An 18,352-nucleotide genomic window follows, 5' to 3' on the forward strand; every position below is an offset into this window, starting at 1 on the left:
TACGATCGTACTAAAATATAATCATGAATACTAAAAATAAAACGGATGACCAAAAGGAAATGTCGTTTATTGAGAAGGCTCGCCGTGCGCAGATCGTGGCATGCGCGATCGAAACCATTGCCGAGGTCGGTTATGCCCAAGCTTCGATAGGTCAAATCGCCAAGCGCGCCAACGTTAGCAAAGGAGTGATTTCCTATCATTTTGCGGGCAAGGATGAGCTCCTGGAGCAGGTGGTGACGGAGTATTATATCGCCTATGAGTCCTTTATGCAGCCGATTCTACGTAGCGAAGCTTCTCCCAGAAACAGGCTCAAGAAGTATATTGAAGCGAATTTGGAGTTTATCGTGGAGCATCGGAAGATGGTTTTTGCCGTTGTGGAAATCGTGACGGGCATGTGGACAAAGGAGGGGAAACCTCGTTTTTCGGCGGATACGGATGAAGGTGTGGTTCAACCGATTGAGGCGATTCTGCATGCAGGGGCGAAAGAAGGAACCTTTCGAGAATTCACCCCGTTATCCTCCCGAGTCATGGCGCTCGCTATCCGGCATGCCATCGATGGATTCAGCCTGGAATTGATGAGAAACCCCGATCTTCATGTAAAGGCTTATGTGCAGGAGCTGATTACGATCTTTGATCACGCCACGCGCAAATAAGAACGCTCCCAGGGAGGTGAAAGCATATTGATTTATTATGAGGTGGAATGCTTTTGCTGCAAGAAGACATTTCGGCTGTACGAAGGAAGCGTGGGATATAAAAATTTCAAGGAAAACCAGAAAGGGAAATATTCCTGCGAGTCATGCAATCACAGCGTACGGCTGGAGGCGATTTTTAATCTCCTTAGGAAATAAGAAGGAAGAAAAACAATAAAAAGATTAAGCTCGTGAACTGTTTGGTGGGGAGAGTTAAACGACGCCTACAGTTTGACGTACAGTGCGCAAGACTAGCGAGTGTCGGCTGAACCGGCACTCTTTTTTTTGCATGCAAATAAAGAATTGAAATTGTTGATCACACTGGAAAACCAATTGGTGAATTAGATGAGATCGACTTGGATAATGGTATTTTCTATGAAGATAAAGCAGCTAAGGGATTGGTATGATTAATCGAATGTGTTTTTTATTTTCTATAAATATGGTTGCAACTCTAGTTTATTTACATTTTTTTGTGCAATATTTACTCTAGGAGAATATTACCTTAATATTTCCGGTTTACTATAAAATAGGAACTTATAGCGTTTTGCGGATGATATTCTGAAAATGATGATAACTAGGAGGAACCATGGTGAAAAAGCTACTACCAAGTATCATGGCAGCATCTATTGTTTTCAATGCAGGTGCTTTTTCAGGATCAGCTCAAGCAAAACTGGATGAACACCTATTCTCCAAAGATCCAGGTCTTACTTTTGATGTCATCAGTGACATTCAAGGGGATCTCAATGACTTTAAGCATGTACTTAACGATATGAAACAGGTAAACCCTGCTTCAAAAGCATTAATCGTGAACGGTGATATTACGGACCGAGGTTGGGATTTTGAATATCAAGCCGTACAACAGGTGTTAGATCATAATCCTCATCCGGACAATGTTTGGTACAGCATAGGAAATCATGAGTTTTATAAACCGAAATGGGCAACACCGAACAAATTAGCGCAAAACACGTGGCCGAATCATACGCCGGAATCCGAAATGCTCCAAAATTTTTATAACTTTACTGGCGAGGAGAAAGTCTACCATAAAAAAGAGCTAGACGGATATCCGTTCCTTTTCTTAGGAACCGAAAAATATATGCACTATCATGATGCGTCTTTGTGGGATGAGGTTTATCTTAGCGATGAGCAGCTTGATTGGTTAAAGCAGAATCTTGAGGAATATTCCAAGAACGATCCAAATAAACCGATCTTCCTCTTTAGTCATCATATCCTTAAGGACAGTATTTCAGGCTCCAATCAATCGCCGTATACAGGTGATTACTTAGACCAGGCTAAATTAGAAGCGATCTTAAAGGATTACCCGCAAGTCATTCTTTTTACAAGCCACAGTCACTGGGATCTGAATCTTCCGGATTGGGCAGGTAAAAAGGTAGTAGAAGGTGGAGATCAACGTGGTTTTACTGTTGTGAACACAGCTGGGATTCAAGCGGGTTGGGCATCGGCAGGGCCTAATGGTGGTGAAGTGTCGACGGGCAATGATTTTAAACAGGGACTTCAGGTTGAAGTGAACGGAAATGATGTAAAGATCAAAGCGTATGATTATAAAACAGATAAAGTTATTAAAGAGCTGGGTGTGCATCATGGTACGGTTGCTCAATTACCACCTAATGTTCAAGCTGATGATGAAAAAAATGAACTCATTGGTGCTACCCAATACATGGAATACTCTGTGAATGGGAATGGGAATGGGAATGGTCGCTGGGTTGACTATGATCCAAAGAACCCTCCGAAATTTGAAGGAAACCAAAATGTATTCGTTCGCCATAAAGGTGAAATGAACCTGGAAGATGGATTATCTAAGAAGGTGACTTTTAAAAAATAATGTTAGAAAAAAACAGAGCGTTGATTCTATCAACGCTCTGTTTTTTGCGTACATCAATGTGTATCGGGGAACAACAACATAGTTCCATTGAAGTCACAAGAACATGTTCCGATTTGATGGTGATCTAACACGATCTGACTTGGGCATTTCAATATCAACGTTTCGAAGTAACTGGTTCGCTATTCGTCCGCATCCATTTTAACTGCACGCCCAAACTGTACATAATAAAACGAAGCTACTACAACGATAAGAATAGCAAGCACCATAAAAATATTGCTATAGATGATAGTCGTGCTATTTTGTGGTATCGGATTTAAGCGAATGGTCGATGTGCCCAAATCCAGTATCTTGCCGATAACAGCTGTTGATGTTGCCGTAGAAATAAAAGTGATCATGGAGAATAATCCCATACCTACTCCTATATGCTCTTTTGATAGCGTTCGTGAAACGGTGTTCGACATCGCAATTTGCATGAACGATTGACCAACAGCACCAAAAATAAGAAAGATCCCAATAAAAACTGGCGACATGCCAACGACGGTAGATAAAGAGATAAAGCCAATCAGAAGAAGTGCCGCTGCTGTATAAACAAGGAACGGATTTCCCTTTTCATCTGCTAATTTGCCGCCGCGCAGACCCAAAAACGCGGCCATTAAAGATGACGGCAACATAACCATTCCGATGAAAACAGGTGACGAATGGTTTATAGAAGAAAGCAACTGAGGTGTAATGAATGGAATGGCAAAGCTAATCCCGATCATTACGAAAGTAATAATTAGACCGAATGTAAAAGGTTTGTTTCGAAATATAGCCGGGTTAATGAATGGCGCCGAAGTGTATCGTATACGTAATAAGAAAAAAATGAGAGTAATAGTACCCACTAAGGCAAGCCAGATACTTCCGTTTGTTAAAGCCAGTAACAGAATGGCCACTGTGCCCGCCAAAAGCAATCCGCCAATAAAGTCGATTTTTCTGGCAACTCCCTTTTCTTCATCTAAATATTTCCGATACATCGGTAACGTAAGCAATGATAAAAGCGAAATTACAAATAAAACCCGCCAGTTCCACGTACTGCTTACCACTCCAGCAATGATCGGACCCATTGCCAACCCGAGTGAAAATCCGATTGCAACGGTACCCAACGCACGACCGCGGCTTTCAGCAGAGAAGTAACGAACCGGGACGATCATTGCAATCGCTGGAATGACCGATGCACCAGCTGCCTGTACAATTCGACCCACAATTACCATCCAATATTGAATAGCCGCTAAGCCTACAACAGATCCAATTGCAAAAAGTAGCAGGCCAAACGTCAACAAATTCTTCAGGCTGTATCTGTCTGTCAATTTTCCATAGGTTACCGAGCCGATTGCGTATACAATCATATAGCCTGTGATGATCCAGCTCGCTTGCGATGGAGAAAGTTGAAACTGTTCGCTGATATTAGGAAGTACAATATTAAACATGGTTGCATTCATGACGGAAATAATGAGCGTAAAGACAAGTAAACCAAGTAATAACCCTCTGTTATTTTTTTGAACGCTTTGATTGGATTGCATTGGAATGCCTCATTTCTGTAGGATAAAACAGCATTGCAGGGGAATGCCTTTAAATACTTTGCTTGGTAGATGCTCATCGCCAAAATACTGAAAAGTCCTCAAAATTGAGGACATTTCAGTTACTTTGGACAATTTGAATTTGTTTTTTATCTTGCTCCCACAGCCGCAAATGATCGTATGCTTCAAAACTAGAATGGGCTGCTGGCACTTGGGGCATATATTTTGATGCTGCGTCGTTTGGAGCATTTGATTTTTCAGCTCTTGTTGTATACGAACACCAAAATTTTTCATACCGTCGTCTCCCATGCCTAAACAGCTTGGATTACTTGATTTCCCCTGTTGCCATGAGAACGGCTCTCCCCAGCGTATGGCTCAGCATGGTAAATCCAAGGAGAGCCGGTGTGGAGTTAGGGGCGACGCCAATATTCTCGACATCCAGCGCATGAACGACAAAATAATACCGATGAGGGCCGTGTCCCGCTGGAGGCGCCGCACCGATAAACCGTTCAAGTCGCAAATCGTTCGGCAGTTGCAAGGAGCCTTGCGGCAAACCACTGCTATGCTCGTCACCTGCACCGGTCGGCAGTTCGGTGACATTGGCAGGAATGTTGATGACGGCCCAGTGCCACAAGCCTGATCCGGTCGGGGCGTCCGGATCATACGCGGTTATGGCAAAACTCTTTGTGCCTTCGGGCGCACCCGACCATTTCAAATGGGGCGAAAGATCTTTACTGCCTTCCAATCCTGACATCTCCGAGTATTGCTGGGGCTGTAGAGGAAGGCCCTCCGCAATGTCGTTACTCGTCAATTGAAAGACTGCGACTTCTGGCAACTTGGAAAATGGATTGTTGTTCACTGTATATTACCTCCTTTTATTTTACAATGTCGATAATACACAACATAATCGATTCTGTAAAGAATAATCGTTTTATGTGTACATTATTGAATTTAGTCTTTGTTTTTTTATAAATTTCGGTGTAAACTATCGAAATACGTATAATTATAATGTGCATGAAGGAAGGTGCTGCTTCATGGCCAAAAGGAACGGTTCGCCGACCTTAAGCGAGAATGTCACGAAGAAACTACAGTCCGATATTCTGACTGGACAATATGAACCCGGCTTTCCATTAAAAGTTTCGGAATTAGCCAGAGATTTTGAGGTCTCGGTTGCCGTTGTTCGAGAAGCGCTGACCCGATTGGCGACCAAAGGTCTTGTACAGCAAAACCCTAACCACGGATTTTCAGTAAAGACGGCGTCGGAAGAAGAGCTGAATAACATCATACAAGCACGGTTAATCAATGAATCCGAAGCTTTACGCTTATCCATCGCTTATGGCGATCTCACATGGGAGTCCAATGTAATCGCCGTTCATCACAAATTATCGCAGACGGCTGAGCACAAGGAAGTAAATGAAAAGATTACCATTCGCGAAGAATGGTCCGAGATCCACCGTCAATTTCATTACGAACTTATAGCTGCATGTCCCAATCCGGTTCTCCTGGATATCTGCAGCAACCTTTGGGATTTGAGCGAATTTTATCGACATTATTCGCCCCCTAAACAGCAAGTTCGCGATGGCCTCGCTGAACATAAGGCATTAACAGATGCCGTTCTTAGCCGTGACAGTGATCGTGCTGTACAGATCTTTAGGGAACACATCCAACTCACCGCGGATGTCCTGTTTGACAACCATTAAGGGGTTTATGCACAAATACCAACTTTCAAACCCGTTGTAGACAAGTGCAACATAGTCGGAAAGGTGGCTGCCCATTATTTGAGCACAGCTGCTCTGCCGCACTACTTTTGTATGCACGCGGTTCATAAGTTTGCGTGTTGTTTTCGAAGGACTTGGATAGGACGGGGCTGTTTGAGATTCGCCAGTGGCCATTGGGGAAACTGAATTAGGGCACCCAGAAGGGTGCCCTAATTCATCAAATTACGAAGTGCTGTCTTCAAATTTTTTTGTGTTTGAAACCCGCTTACCCACTCGAAGACACGAACAGTCGCTAAGCCCTTTGGATAATTTTTTTATCCTCGATTTCATATACGGTATTGGCTACATTCTCTATCAAACGGATATCGTGCGATATGAAAATGATCGTTCCAGCATAGTTCTTCATCAATTGTTCCAGCGCTTCCACCGCAGGGAGATCCAGAAAATTGCTGGGTTCATCCATCAGCAAGATGTTATATCTCCCTAACAGCAGTTTGGCAAGCTGCAATTTCATGATTTCTCCGCCGCTTAAAACGGATAAATCCTTGCGTACATCTTGCTGAGAAAATCCCATGGATGCCAGAACAGCGCGAATTTCCGATACCTCATAATCACAGTTCACTAACATGAACTCCATAACACCCTGATCACGGTCAAACTTGTAACCCGTTTGGGCAAAATAGCCGATTTCCGCTTTAGGGGATACGGAAATACCATGTTCACGATGGAGAATCATCTTGAAAAGCGTCGTTTTACCTGATCCATTCGCGCCGGTGATCACGATCTTGGCACCTAATGGAAACTGGAAGGAGGCTTTCTCGAATATCTCCTTGCCCTCAAATTGTTTGCAAATCTCTTTCCCGGTGATCGGAAACGGATGATGAAGCTCTAAAGCTTTGCTTTGCCGAAAACGGATGGATCGCATGGCTTCAGGGGGTTTCACATCACCGAGTGCTTCGATTCGGTGCTCCATATGTTTAGCGGCATTATGGAGCTTTTTTTGTTTGCTGCCCGTTGATTTTTGATGAGCCAGGCGGCCGCCGCTATCGGAGCTGTTTTTTCGCGATGCGCCCTTGGCCTTTTGATCCACCTTCCGAGCTTGATTGTGCTTTTCAGTAATGGCTTTCTCTAGCCGCTCCCGTTCAGCAGTAAACTGCTTATATTTTGCAGCCTGGCTATGCCGTTCCTCTTCCTTCTGGCGCAGGTAATCGGAATATCCGCCCCAGTACTCCGTGATTTTCCCCTCATTCAACTCCCAGATCTTATCAACGACTTGGTCAAGGAAATAACGGTCGTGACTGATGATGAGTAATGCGCCCGAATAATATTTAAGCTGGTGGATCAAAAAGTCTATGCCATCTCGATCCAGGTGACATGTCGGTTCATCGGCAAAAATTCCGTGCACCTCACCGGACAGGGCCTGTGCTATTTTGAGGCGTGTTTCTTCACCGCCACTCATATTCTCCGCTTCGCGGCTTTCAATTCCCAGCTTGCCGATTAAAGCGTAGTCCTTGATCTCTTGCACGATGACATCATCCAACTGGGGAATATAACTGAAGTTGCCTTCCCGAATAACTTTACCGTGGGACAAAGGAATTTCCCCCAGCAGCACTTTTAGCAGTGTGCTTTTTCCTGCTCCGTTCGCGCCAACCAGGCCGATACGGTCATATTCGTAAAGCTCGAGATCGTCAATGTCCAAAACATCGCGCCCCGAATATTCCACCAAAATATCTTTTGCTTTTATCAATAATTCCATCATTATTGCCTCCTTCAAAAATCGCAGTTTTCTGTTCGCAGGATTGCCTGCGATTGAAGAAGAGAGGTTTAAATAAAGAAGTACCAATGCATGGATCTCATAAGATTTGCCCCTTTTCATATTTACTTGTCTAAATTTCGGATTGTCCGGCTGTTTTTTGGCAATAAAAAATACAGATCCGAGTCCACAACGGGGCTTAAATCTGCATGGATAATGAGAGAAGATGGCGATATAAAGGCATAGCAAAAAAAGCTATCCGGATCGCGATCTATGTCTACATACGCAGGAAATAAGCAGCTCAAAAAAAGCCCACATTTGTGGTTGGAAAATCCGCTTTTTTATTGCCAGCTTATCTTATACGCATGGAATGTAACATAGATAACGAGCCTCCTCATAAATGATACGTTGAATGATAACATTGGCTGCTACACCTGTCAATAAAGTAGAGTGCAGTCCACAATAACCCGAGTAGATTTTTGATTTTACAGCATCCCAAAGTCGAACATGCCCCTGACGTTCCCCCAGCTGCCCCCATCCAAAACGAGCACAAAAAAACCCTCAAACCCTCCACCCGCATAGCGGGTGGAGGGTTTGAGGGTTTGACCACTGAGACCATTCCAATAAAATTGAGATGTTCAGGCTCAAAGAAAAGAATGGTCTTAGATGGCAAATAAGAGCTACAGCCTAGCTCACACAAAGTGGATGTGCAAATACCACATTGTATTTACCCCGAAGTATAGACGGAAAGAGATCTATAATCAAGTAAGAAGAGACTTAATAGAAATTTTCAAACGCTTATGTAAGTACAAAGGAGTAGAAATTATAGAAGGCCACATGATGCCCGATCATGTCCATATGTTGGTGGCTATCCCACCGAAAATATCAGTCTCATCATTCATGGGATATCTAAAGGGGAAAAGTTCGTCTTCGAGAAGCATACACAACTAAAATATATATACGGAAATCGAAAATTTTGGGCAGAAGGGTATTATGTGAGTACAGTAGGTTTGAATGAAGCAACAGTAGCGAAGTACATTCGTGAACAAGAGACACATGATCAAGCCATGGATAAGTTGAGTGTAAAAGAGTACGAAGATCCATTCAGCAGCAACAGGGGCAAAAAGAAATAAACCAGTTTAACTGGTAAGTGAAAGTGACAAATAACAATGAGCCTGAACAGAGTTATGGTCAGGCTAGCGTCTTTAGGCGCAGTTTGGCAACAAGGAGTTATACCCAAGAGCAAACCACCCGTTGGACGGGTGATCATGATTTCGCGCGTTTCACGCACTCAACTTGGCTAAAGCCATAAAATAAAAAAACTCCTGTATAACCAGGAGTTAGTTATCGGATTGAAATGTTGACTCAAAAGAATCGTATAGGAAGATAGGTATCTTTAGTAATGTTCATTCTTTATTTCCGATACAACTCTTTAAGGATGTTTAATCCTTTTAATTGGCTATCTTCATCCTGCTGCAATAGCAGCGAATTAATTTCAAGTATGATCTCATTATCTTGTTTACTTAATGACATAAAGTCAAAGAAGTCGATGTTTAGCGCTATTGTAATTTTCTCGAGGGTTTGTACGGTGAAATTGCCTTCTCCTCTTTCCAGCCTGCCTATATAGCTAAACGAGGACCCGATTTTTTCGGCAAGCTCCTCTTGAGTTAAGTTCTGGTTTTTTCTTATTTCTCGTATAGCAATTCCCAATCTCTCTGCAACCGATTTATCCATATATGTATCGACTCCTCTTATATATGAAGTGTAGACAAAAGGTAGTTAATATTGGAGTCACTAAAAGTTCCATTATTTATTAATTATTGTCCTTAAAAGTTTCATGTGTTAAATTGTAAATATATTCTAGTATGGCGAGTGATTGCAAAAGGTATTCTTTTAGCAAAGTGAGTTATGTGTGCAATACTAACTTTAAGCATTAATTGACAGGTGTTGGACTCATTTATACTATTACTATAGAGTCATACTAAATTATAGATGTTCCGAACTCGGATATTCTTATTGGAGGTTGTTGAATTGATACATACAACCACGATACGATCAGAATTGGATTTTCACTTGAAAAAGACGGGATTAACTATAAATCAATTTTCGGAACTATCAAAAATAAACTCTGGGACGTTAAGCACTATTATTAAGGGTGTACGCCCTATTTCTATGCAGCAATTAGATCGAATGGTAGCGGCGATGGGACTTCCCGAAGGCAGCTTTTATGAGCTGTATGCGGATGAATGTTTTGCTTATCCGCTGAATTGGAGAAGACTAAAGCCGTTTTTGTACCGCTGTGCCGAACTGGATAAGCTGGAGTTAATTCAGAAGGTTGTTCGATTTATGACGGATAACCTAGCTTATGTGCCGATGCTTTTTGACACAGCAGAGGATTTGTTTCATCAGGGTAAAAATTCATCTGCCGCAATTATGTACGAATCAGTAGCTGAATGTGAGAAATATCAACATTCTGAACGGTTAGCTCTATGTCATTACCGATTGTTTACAATCTCGTTAGGTCATGATCAGGAAAAAAAACTTCGGGCAGCCACCAAATTTGAGGAATTTGTCGAACGTTTAGATGAAGTGGATCAGCTTGATGCACTAAAAGATTTGGCCAATGTATTCTGCTCTCTGCGCCATTGGAGTAAGGTTGAAATGTTGGCTAAAGAAATGGGGCGAAAGGCAAAAATTCAATATGCTTTTAAATATGAAGGCATTCGCTATCATCATGATAAAGAACCCCAAAAGCCATTGTTTCTATATATTATTTATTCATATTTGATGTGTTCAGCTGTCTGTGATGAGCGTGGCGATTATGAGCAGGCATTACGATATGTGGCGTTATATTCTGACTTGAGCTGGGTTAAAGAGGTCTCGGAAGAAGCACTTGCAATTAAGGATAATTTTAAAATGTGGGCTATAGCGAATACATATTTATATAAGGTAATGATGGGTGACTTTGAAATTATTGATGAATATGTGGAATTTATTGAAACGAAAGAAGATGAGATTCTGCCTGCGTTAACCAAGATTGTTCAAGCTGCTAATCGTTTTCAATTCAATATAGATCATGTTCTACTAAAGTTTGAAGATCATATTTTGTCATTAAATCAAAAGGACAACGGCACATATAACTATTTAGTAAGGGCAGAGCGATATGTGCGATTTCAGGCTGAATTGTCACGTTATTATTTTATAAAAGGAAGATATGATGAGGGAGCTAAATCTGCTTTGGATGGGCTTGCGTCCGCTATTGAAATTCGCAATGAAAACGCGACACTGCAATGTGTAAAATTATTTGAACAGTTCAGACATGGAGTATCTGATGCAGCTCAGCAACGATACAATGATTTATGGGAACAGTTGGAGTACCGTGGCCTTTACGGTTGGTAATTCCCATGAGGTAATTTGGTGGGTATAGTAGAGTCCTTGGACTAAAAGCACATAAATGGATGATAATAAAAACCAAGCATTCACAGGGATTGCCCCTAAATGCTTGGTTTTTTTCTGTTCATTATTTCAGCAGCTTCTCCAACTGTTCTTGCACCCAGATAGGATCATATTCATGGGTCCAGGTTGCCCCGCCAACCTCAACAAAACACAACCCCAACCCAAAAAAACAAAGAGGCTGTCATGGCATAACTTCTATAATGGAGGTTATTAGACGGTTCTGGCCGATGGCCTGCCAGCGAGGAGGGCGTGTATGAAGCGGGACGAATACATGGATGGGGCCGGTTTGGTGCAGGAAAGGTCTTATGTTCTCGCAAGCAATAAGCTGCTAATTGATCATGATCGTAGCCGTCGGATAGCCTGGTGGCGCGAAGCTCGCTGTGGGCTGTTCGTGCATTGGGGGCCTTATTCGATGCTGGGCGGGAAGTGGAACGGCCAACGGGTGGATGCGAATTATGCGGAGCATATCCAGCTCAGGGGGAAGATACCGGTGGCCGAGTATGCGGAGGCAGCGGCCGGGATGAACCCGGAGGCTTTTGATGCGCATGAATGGGCAGCGCTGGCCAAGCGGTCCGGGGCAAAATATATGATCGTGACGGCGAAGCATCATGATGGGTTTGCGATGTACGATTCCAAAGTCAGCGAGTATTCAATTACTCGCCACGCTCATTTTCCAAGGGATCCGATCAAGGAGCTGGCAGAGGTCTGCGAAGCGGAGGGGATTCGCCTTGGAATCTACTACTCCCATGCCATGGATTGGCATCATCCCGATTCGCAGGGGAACACGCTGGATTATCCGGGGAATATCGGCGCGTGGGATGTGCTGGAGGAATGGATCGACGATGACGATAAGCGGGAACGCTTTGAGCGTTACCTTCACGAGAAAGCTCTTCCTCAAGTGGAGGAGCTGCTGACCGACTACGGTCCGATTGGTTTGATGTGGTTTGATTGCGGTCATAAGATCAGCGACGATCATGCCGTGTGGTTCCATGATCTGGTACGCCGGCTGCAGCCGGATTGCTTGATTAACAAGCGGCTGCGGGATGACCGGTTTGCGGATTACGGCAATCCGCATGATAACCAGCTCCGGTTCCATCCGGTGCAGTTGGACTGGGAATCGATTCATACGCTAAATGATTCCTGGGGGTTCCGTTATGACGATGACAACTGGAAGAGTCCGGATGAACTGATCGAACAGCTGCTCCGCGTGGCAGCTGCTAACGGCAATCTGGTACTGAATATCGGGCCGCTCGGAAGCGGAGCGATTGACGGTACGTCGAGACGCCTGCTGGAGACGGTGGGCGGCTTCTTGGAGCGGAACGGCGAAGCGATATACGGCACGAGCGGCAGTCCGATCGGTACGCCGCAGTGGGGTTATTGCACATGGAAGCCGGATGAGAATCTATTGTACCTGCTGGTGAGAGAATGGCCGCAGGATGGTTTACTGGTACTGCCCGGTCTCGCTAGCGGAGTTCAATATGCGAGTCCTATTGGAACGAGAGCAAAGGAAGACAACCTGCCGATCCGACAGCTTGGGACATGGGATTGGCAGATTGATGTGCGTTCGGTACCTCAGGGCGCCTATGCGACGGTGATCAAGCTGAGGCTGGATGGAGCGTTGGAGACGAATCTCACTCCAAGGTTTATATCCCAGATGGCGAATACATTCTGGGCTTATGATGGTGTTATCGAGGGCGATGGCCTGCGATACGATAATGGAAAACGTGGTCATGATGGCGTTACCGGCTGGATTGCTCCAAGTGCGGCTGTTCAATGGACATTTCGTTCCGAGGAAGAGATACCGATTCACTGTCGAGTGATCGTCACCTTGTCTGCCGCAGCGGATCAGGCAGGGGGACATTTTGAGTTGTCCATAGATGAACAGAAGCTGACTTGCACTGTTAAAGATACGGGTGGTGACGGATGCTGGAGAGAATTTGAAATGGGTCAACTGACCATTCTCTCGGCAGGCGTACACCGTCTTGAAGTACGGGGGCTTTCGCTGGTATCGGATTCCTTAATGAATTTGCGCAAGGTTACGCTACTACCCGTGAAGAGGAGTGAGGATTCATGAACATCGTATTTGATCCTGCACCGGTTGCAGGAGGCTTTCGAATGCCGGGTTATTGGATATGGTGCGGCAGCGTCATCAAGGGTGAGGACGGACGGTACCATATGTTTGCTTCACGCTGGCCGAAATCCTTGCCCATGCATCCCGGCTGGCTTGCGGCCTCGGAGATCGTCCGTGCGGTCTCCAACCATCCTGCCGGACCGTATGTATACGAGGAGACGGTGCTCGGGGCCAGATCGCCGGCCTATTGGGACGGATGCAGCGTGCACAATCCGCATATCGTGAAGGTGGACGGCACGTACGTGCTTTATTATATGGGCACGACGTTCCCGTTCCGGCTGCCTGACGAAGAGGAGGCGCTGCTGCCGAATGATCCGCTGGCCGCAGTTGCCAGGGCCAACAAACGGATCGGCGTGGCGACTGCCCCTTCCGTAACCGGCCCGTGGACTCGAAGGGATCATCCGGTTCTGCTGCCCCGCCCGAATTATTTTGACAGCTTTTTGGTGTCTAATCCGGCCCCCTGTGTTCATGAGGACGGTTCGGTGAAGCTCATCTATAAATCTCGTCCCTATGAAAGGCATTCCTATGGCAACATGCAGCTCGGTTTGGCCTGCTCGAAATCGGTATACGGGCCTTACGTTCGTCAGCCTGAACCGCTGTTCCCTCCAGCCATTCATATTGAAGATCCCTTCGTTTGGCGCACGGCTCGCGGGTACGAGATGATTGCCAAGGACATGGACGGCTCTATCTGCGGAGAGCGTTATAGCGGAGTCCATGCGTGGTAAGCGAACGGGGAACAGTGGAAGATGACAACCAAACCAGGGGAACCCGTATACTCTCGCAGAGTACGGTGGGACGATGGAACGGAACGGTTGATGGGTAACCTCGAACGGCCGTTTTTGCTCATGGAGGACGGACGTCCGGCCTGGATGTTTGCTGCGACATCAGACGGGAGCCGCGGGTTTTACGATTGTACGGAGACCTGGAACATGGCAATTCCGATTCGGGAGATTACGGAGAACGACGACGAGTAGGAGCGAACCATATCCGAAACGGAGCATCACATAAAAAGAACCTGAAGCGGATGTATTCTTGTATCCCATGAAGCGCTATTTAAGGGGAAATACACACTAAAATATATAGGCGCGATCCATATTGTTGGGGAAGCCCGGATCATTGGAAGCATGCCCGATGGTTCTCTGCGGTCCCTGTACTGCGTTTACTTTCCCTTGCCAGCCCTTTTGCTTACCATGGCCGGATAGACCATGCTAGCAGCAGGGCTTTTTTTCTCTGTTCCGCCTTAAATCCCCCATTTTTAAGTGCGTGTTCAAAAAGGTCGATTTTCAGCACCGAGAAGGTTGGATGAAGCTAGGGACGTCAGGAGCGGAGCGTACGTTTTGGGTACGTGAGCACCGGAAGGCCCGGCTGAATTCAAGATTCGATGCCGAGCTGCTTCCTGATTCGCTTCGTGATCAAAAGCGGACTTTTTGAACAACCTCTTATACACAATCGTAAAAAAACACATCGACAAACAAATACCGCCATTGTTGGTATGGACCTCCGCTTATACGATGAATACGAAGGAAAACTTACAACGGGAGGTCCTTATGGCGAACATCAACCCAAGCACGCGGCTAACACCGTCAGCGCGGAGCCGGGAATGGTTATCCAGCTTTCGCAAGTACAAGGCGATATACCTCATCTCGATTCCGGGCATCCTCTATTTTCTGGTATTTAAATATGTCCCTTTATTCGGCAGCGCCATGGCATTTCAGGAGTACAACTTATTCAAAGGCATATGGGAAAGCCCATGGGTGGGGCTGGATCAGTTCTACCGGATGTTTCAGTACGAGGAGTTTCTGCGGATCTTCTGGAACACCCTGCTGATCGGGATGTACAGCATTGTATTTGCGTTTCCGGTACCGATCCTTCTGGCCTTGCTGTTAAACGAGATTCGTCTTGTCCTGTACAAGCGGGTGCTGCAGACGGTCATTTACATGCCCCACTTTCTGTCCTGGGTCATTATCGGGGGGATTGCGGTAGGCATTCTGTCTCCGACCACGGGGATCATTAATCAGATTCTGATGTGGGTGGGACTCGAACCGATTTACTTCCTTGGCGAGGAAAGCTATATTCGCAGCATTCTGATCGGATCCGGCATTTGGAAGGAAGCAGGCTGGGGAACGATTATTTATTTGGCGGCGCTGGCCGGGATCAACCCGGATCTGTATGAAGCTGCACGCGTAGACGGAGCGAATCGGTGGCGCCAGACTCTGGCGATTACGATTCCGTCGATTTTGCCCACGATTATGATTCTGTTCCTGCTGAACATCGGCAATTTCCTCGATTTCGGGTTTGAGCGGGTGTTTGTGTTCCTGAATGCCTTGAACGAGAATAAAGGCGACATTCTGGATACGTACATTTACCGTGTCGGTCTGCTCGGACAGCAGTACAGCTACACCACGGCCATTGGGCTGTTCAAATCTCTCATCGGGCTGCTGCTCATTGTGGGCGGAAACGCCATAAGCCGCAAAACGACCGGAAATTCCTTATACTAGGCAGGTGACTTAAAAACATGATAAAACGATCAAAAGGTGAATCCGTATTCGAAATTTTCAACTTTATCTTCCTGGCTGTTGTGTCGGCTGCCATGATATTCCCAATTCTGCACGTTGCGGCGCAATCGTTCAGCAGCGATGTGGCCATTTCGCGGGGAGACGTCGGCCTGTGGCCGGTTGAGTTTACACTCTCCAACTATGCAATCGTCTTGAACGATACTTCCGTATGGCGTTCTTTTATGATCAGCGTATTCGTGACCGTCGTGGGAACCGGGATCAACCTGATCGCAACGGCCTCGCTGGCCTATCCGCTGTCGCGCAATGAATATCGGGGGCGAAAAGCCATCCTTATGCTCGTGCTGGTCACCTTTATTTTCAGTGCGCCGCTCATTCCGAATTATCTGCTCATTAAATCGCTGAACATGCTGGATACGGTATGGGCCCTTATCATTCCGGGCGCGATCAGCGCGTACAACCTGTTCATCATGCGCTCGTTCTTCATGAATCTGCCGAACGAAATTATTGATTCGGCCCGGATCGACGGGTGCGGGGAACTGCGGATCATATCGAGCATCGTGCTGCCTTTGTCCAAGCCGGTCATGGCGACGATGGGGTTGTTTTACGCCGTTGCGCATTGGAATTCGTACTCGTCCGCTCTATACTATATCAATAGCCGTCAGCTGTTTCCGCTCCAGGTTCGTCTGAGAGAGATCGTCATAACCGATCAGATGGGAGAGATGGACACCACGTTTGAGAATTTGGCGAATATGTCCCCGGAGGGCATCAAGATGGCTACGATTGTGATCGCAACGCTGCCGATCATCCTGGTCTACCCGTTTCTGCAGAAATATTTTATTAAGGGCATGCTCATCGGTTCGATCAAATCTTGATCGTAAAAGAACACAATCCCATAATAAGAACGCCAATACTGCATATGTGGGTTATGAGCTACGATGAAATGGATTTAACGAAAGCGCTTACCTCATGAATGAGCCACTTGTCTATTTTTTGCGAAAAAGGGGAGAGGTTGATGAAAAAAAGTTGGACGGTCTTACTGATCAGCGTCATGATGATCTCACTGCTCGCGGGATGCGGGGGGAAACCGGAAGAGGGAGCTGTCAGTCCCAAGCCGGAAGAAACGAAGCAAGGTACAGACTCGAGCAAGCTGTCCTTCTCGATTTCTTTCTCCACGGGCGGCAACACCTACATCGAATCGTCACCCGATATCAATAAGGACAAATGGGTGCTGAAGCTGGAGGAGATGACGAACACCGATCTCGATATCCGCTTGATGTCCCACAAGGAATTTGATCAGAAGATGAGTCTGATGTTTGCAGGCAACGAAATCCCGGACGTTGTTGGAAATATGCGGGGAGGTCCAACAACAGGGTCCATGTCAGGCTCGGTGGAAGCCGGGGTGTTCATGCCGCTGGATGACCTCCTTAAGGAGCATGCTCCGAACTTGATGAAAATGGTCACTCCGGCAGCATGGGAGGAAGTATCCTATAACGGCAAAATCTACGGCATCCCGGCCTGGCTGGAAAATCCGTCCCGCCGTGCCACATTCATTCGCACGGATCTCATGGAGAAGGCCGGCATCAAGGAAGCGCCTAAAACCGTGGAAGAGTACCTGGATATGCTGCGTGCCTTTAAGAAGCTGGGTGTAGAGCACCCATACCAGTACCGAGAGGGCTTTAAATATGCGGATACTTTCCTTGGGGCATACGATGTGCTGCCGTTCCAGTTCATGGAGCTAGATGGGGAGGTCGTACCGAAGTTCTTCGATGTCGAGAACATGACCAAGGCGCTCCAGACGTATAAGACGATGTACGATGAGGGCCTAATCCCGAAGGATTTCGCCTCGCTCTCCCAGGAGGATTACGGACGCAATATCAATGCCGGCAAATCCGGGATGTGGGCCTCCAACGGCGAGGGACTGATCGGGTTCCGCACCAAGCTGAAGGAAGTGGATCCTTCGATGAAGGTGGATATTTACCCGTCCCCGACCGGACCGGACGGCAAGGGCGGACTCGGCTTATACAGCTCGGTATCGACCACGTATTATATCAATAACAAGGTTGGTAAGGAGAAAGCCATCGAAATCATTAAATTCCTGGATTGGATGCTGACGGAGGAAGCCGATATGTTCTTCTCCTTCGGGATTGAGGGCGAGAATTACACGATGGAGAACGGGAATGTCAACTATAAGTGGCCTGTGACCAAACAAGAGGTCGATGAGGCGGGTTTCCGGGCCAACCAGCTGTGGTTCGTTCATGAGCTGACTTACAACAAGAAGCAGACGGCCCTTACCGAGGATGGTCAGGACGTGATCAAGGCATTCAGCGATGTGCTGAGCAATGAAGGCCGCGGCGGCATTACGTTCATGGCCAATCTGAACAGCTTCTCCAAGTTCCCGGATTTGGCTTCGACCGGTGATACGGGACCTAAATTCATCCTGGACAGCATGGTGAAGATGATTTACGGCAAACAGCCGATCTCCGATTGGCCAAAGGTGCTGGAGGAATACCGGGCCAAGGGCGGGGATGAGATCATCAAGGAAGCGACGGAGCGCTGGAAGAACAAAGAGAATGTGGTAGACCGTACGAGATAACATCCAAGATAGGAAGCAGGGCATCTCCTGTTTGCCCCTTAAATCGTGTACAATAGATCCAATATGTAAGCGTTTAAACAAAAATGAGCGAAGGATGAAA

16 protein-coding genes and 1 pseudogene are annotated in these 18,352 nt (G+C 46.2%); 12 read left to right on the forward strand and 5 right to left on the reverse strand.

Translation table 11 applies throughout. The features are described 5' to 3' along the window. Nucleotides 1-23 precede the first annotated feature (23 nt). Nucleotides 24-653 carry a TetR/AcrR family transcriptional regulator gene (locus AC0VZ8_RS05945; RefSeq protein ID WP_475486350.1) on the forward strand — a complete coding sequence of 210 codons (630 nt, stop codon included), beginning with the start codon at nucleotides 24-26 and terminating at the stop codon, nucleotides 651-653. A gap of 625 nt (nucleotides 654-1,278) precedes the next feature. Further along, nucleotides 1,279-2,529 carry a DUF4073 domain-containing protein gene (locus AC0VZ8_RS05950; protein ID WP_475487645.1) on the forward strand — a complete coding sequence of 417 codons (1,251 nt, stop codon included), beginning with the start codon at nucleotides 1,279-1,281 and terminating at the stop codon, nucleotides 2,527-2,529. A 179-nt stretch (nucleotides 2,530-2,708) separates the two neighbouring features. On the opposite strand, the gene AC0VZ8_RS05955 is transcribed toward AC0VZ8_RS05950, so the two are convergent. Genes AC0VZ8_RS05955 through AC0VZ8_RS05965 form a run of 3 tightly spaced genes read right to left on the reverse strand, consistent with a single transcriptional unit; the run spans nucleotide 2,709 to nucleotide 4,944 of the window. Further along, nucleotides 2,709-4,088, reverse strand: coding sequence for an MFS transporter (locus AC0VZ8_RS05955; RefSeq protein ID WP_475486351.1), 1,380 nt, complete (start codon nucleotides 4,086-4,088; stop codon nucleotides 2,709-2,711). Nucleotides 4,089-4,097: 9 nt separating this feature from the next. Further along, complete coding sequence (locus AC0VZ8_RS05960; RefSeq protein WP_475486352.1) at nucleotides 4,098-4,379, reverse strand: hypothetical protein; 282 nt, start codon at nucleotides 4,377-4,379, stop codon at nucleotides 4,098-4,100. 31 nt (nucleotides 4,380-4,410) lie between these two features. Then, nucleotides 4,411-4,944, reverse strand: a complete 534-nt coding sequence (locus AC0VZ8_RS05965; protein WP_071221306.1) for a YbhB/YbcL family Raf kinase inhibitor-like protein — start codon at nucleotides 4,942-4,944, stop codon at nucleotides 4,411-4,413. A 175-nt stretch (nucleotides 4,945-5,119) separates the two neighbouring features. On the opposite strand from AC0VZ8_RS05965, the gene AC0VZ8_RS05970 reads away from it, so the two are divergent. After that, nucleotides 5,120-5,785, forward strand: a complete 666-nt coding sequence (locus AC0VZ8_RS05970; RefSeq protein ID WP_071221305.1) for a GntR family transcriptional regulator — start codon at nucleotides 5,120-5,122, stop codon at nucleotides 5,783-5,785. A 310-nt stretch (nucleotides 5,786-6,095) separates the two neighbouring features. Here the strand turns inward: AC0VZ8_RS05970 and AC0VZ8_RS05975 are convergent, their stop codons facing one another. Then, the gene (locus AC0VZ8_RS05975; protein WP_475487646.1) at nucleotides 6,096-7,559 is read right to left on the reverse strand and encodes an Msr family ABC-F type ribosomal protection protein; all 1,464 of its coding nucleotides are present in this window, start codon (nucleotides 7,557-7,559) and stop codon (nucleotides 6,096-6,098) included. Between the two features lie 702 nt (nucleotides 7,560-8,261). On the opposite strand from AC0VZ8_RS05975, the pseudogene tnpA reads away from it, so the two are divergent. Both tnpA and AC0VZ8_RS05985 read left to right on the forward strand, forming a co-directional pair. Further along, nucleotides 8,262-8,545: pseudogene (gene tnpA, locus AC0VZ8_RS05980) on the forward strand (IS200/IS605 family transposase); the annotation flags it as partial. A 6-nt stretch (nucleotides 8,546-8,551) separates the two neighbouring features. Beyond that, nucleotides 8,552-8,689 (forward strand): hypothetical protein, encoded by a 138-nt coding sequence (locus tag AC0VZ8_RS05985; protein ID WP_475487809.1) that lies wholly within the window; start codon nucleotides 8,552-8,554, stop codon nucleotides 8,687-8,689. 280 nt (nucleotides 8,690-8,969) lie between these two features. Here AC0VZ8_RS05985 and AC0VZ8_RS05990 read toward each other — a convergent pair whose 3' ends face one another. After that, nucleotides 8,970-9,290, reverse strand: coding sequence for a helix-turn-helix domain-containing protein (locus tag AC0VZ8_RS05990; RefSeq protein WP_260067122.1), 321 nt, complete (start codon nucleotides 9,288-9,290; stop codon nucleotides 8,970-8,972). Nucleotides 9,291-9,587: 297 nt separating this feature from the next. Here AC0VZ8_RS05990 and AC0VZ8_RS05995 point away from each other — a divergent pair, with 297 nt between their 5' ends. The 7 genes from AC0VZ8_RS05995 (at nucleotide 9,588) to AC0VZ8_RS06025 (ending at nucleotide 18,252) form a co-directional block, all read left to right on the forward strand. Then, complete coding sequence (locus AC0VZ8_RS05995; protein ID WP_475486353.1) at nucleotides 9,588-10,955, forward strand: helix-turn-helix domain-containing protein; 1,368 nt, start codon at nucleotides 9,588-9,590, stop codon at nucleotides 10,953-10,955. Nucleotides 10,956-11,265: 310 nt separating this feature from the next. Then, the gene (locus AC0VZ8_RS06000) at nucleotides 11,266-13,086 is read left to right on the forward strand and encodes an alpha-L-fucosidase (protein WP_475486354.1); all 1,821 of its coding nucleotides are present in this window, start codon (nucleotides 11,266-11,268) and stop codon (nucleotides 13,084-13,086) included. Next, nucleotides 13,083-13,868: a glycoside hydrolase family protein gene (locus AC0VZ8_RS06005; protein WP_475486355.1), complete on the forward strand. Its 786-nt coding sequence runs from the start codon at nucleotides 13,083-13,085 to the stop codon at nucleotides 13,866-13,868. Before AC0VZ8_RS06000 ends, AC0VZ8_RS06005 begins: the two co-directional genes overlap by 4 nt. A gap of 21 nt (nucleotides 13,869-13,889) precedes the next feature. Then, nucleotides 13,890-14,117, forward strand: a complete 228-nt coding sequence (locus AC0VZ8_RS06010; RefSeq protein WP_475486356.1) for a hypothetical protein — start codon at nucleotides 13,890-13,892, stop codon at nucleotides 14,115-14,117. A 573-nt stretch (nucleotides 14,118-14,690) separates the two neighbouring features. Beyond that, the gene (locus AC0VZ8_RS06015; protein WP_071221298.1) at nucleotides 14,691-15,641 is read left to right on the forward strand and encodes an ABC transporter permease; all 951 of its coding nucleotides are present in this window, start codon (nucleotides 14,691-14,693) and stop codon (nucleotides 15,639-15,641) included. A 17-nt stretch (nucleotides 15,642-15,658) separates the two neighbouring features. After that, the gene (locus tag AC0VZ8_RS06020) at nucleotides 15,659-16,531 is read left to right on the forward strand and encodes a carbohydrate ABC transporter permease (RefSeq protein WP_475486357.1); all 873 of its coding nucleotides are present in this window, start codon (nucleotides 15,659-15,661) and stop codon (nucleotides 16,529-16,531) included. Between the two features lie 140 nt (nucleotides 16,532-16,671). After that, a complete protein-coding gene (locus tag AC0VZ8_RS06025) occupies nucleotides 16,672-18,252 on the forward strand; it encodes an extracellular solute-binding protein (RefSeq protein WP_475486358.1) in 1,581 nt (526 codons plus the stop codon). Nucleotides 18,253-18,352: the final 100 nt, after the last annotated feature.

The organism is Paenibacillus sp. QJM3NY_38, assembly GCF_056173265.1.

Coding starts and splice junctions, on each gene's coding strand:
- AC0VZ8_RS05960 (WP_475486352.1), bottom strand. CDS start 4,379: ATGAAAAATTTTGGTGTTCGTATACAACAAGAGCTGAAAAATCAAATG.
- AC0VZ8_RS05955 (WP_475486351.1), bottom strand. CDS start 4,088: ATGCAATCCAATCAAAGCGTTCAAAAAAATAACAGAGGGTTATTACTT.
- AC0VZ8_RS06015 (WP_071221298.1), top strand. CDS start 14,691: ATGGCGAACATCAACCCAAGCACGCGGCTAACACCGTCAGCGCGGAGC.
- AC0VZ8_RS05970 (WP_071221305.1), top strand. CDS start 5,120: ATGGCCAAAAGGAACGGTTCGCCGACCTTAAGCGAGAATGTCACGAAG.
- AC0VZ8_RS06025 (WP_475486358.1), top strand. CDS start 16,672: ATGAAAAAAAGTTGGACGGTCTTACTGATCAGCGTCATGATGATCTCA.
- AC0VZ8_RS05945 (WP_475486350.1), top strand. CDS start 24: ATGAATACTAAAAATAAAACGGATGACCAAAAGGAAATGTCGTTTATT.
- AC0VZ8_RS06005 (WP_475486355.1), top strand. CDS start 13,083: ATGAACATCGTATTTGATCCTGCACCGGTTGCAGGAGGCTTTCGAATG.
- AC0VZ8_RS06020 (WP_475486357.1), top strand. CDS start 15,659: ATGATAAAACGATCAAAAGGTGAATCCGTATTCGAAATTTTCAACTTT.
- AC0VZ8_RS05990 (WP_260067122.1), bottom strand. CDS start 9,290: ATGGATAAATCGGTTGCAGAGAGATTGGGAATTGCTATACGAGAAATA.
- AC0VZ8_RS06010 (WP_475486356.1), top strand. CDS start 13,890: ATGACAACCAAACCAGGGGAACCCGTATACTCTCGCAGAGTACGGTGG.
- AC0VZ8_RS06000 (WP_475486354.1), top strand. CDS start 11,266: ATGAAGCGGGACGAATACATGGATGGGGCCGGTTTGGTGCAGGAAAGG.
- AC0VZ8_RS05975 (WP_475487646.1), bottom strand. CDS start 7,559: ATGGAATTATTGATAAAAGCAAAAGATATTTTGGTGGAATATTCGGGG.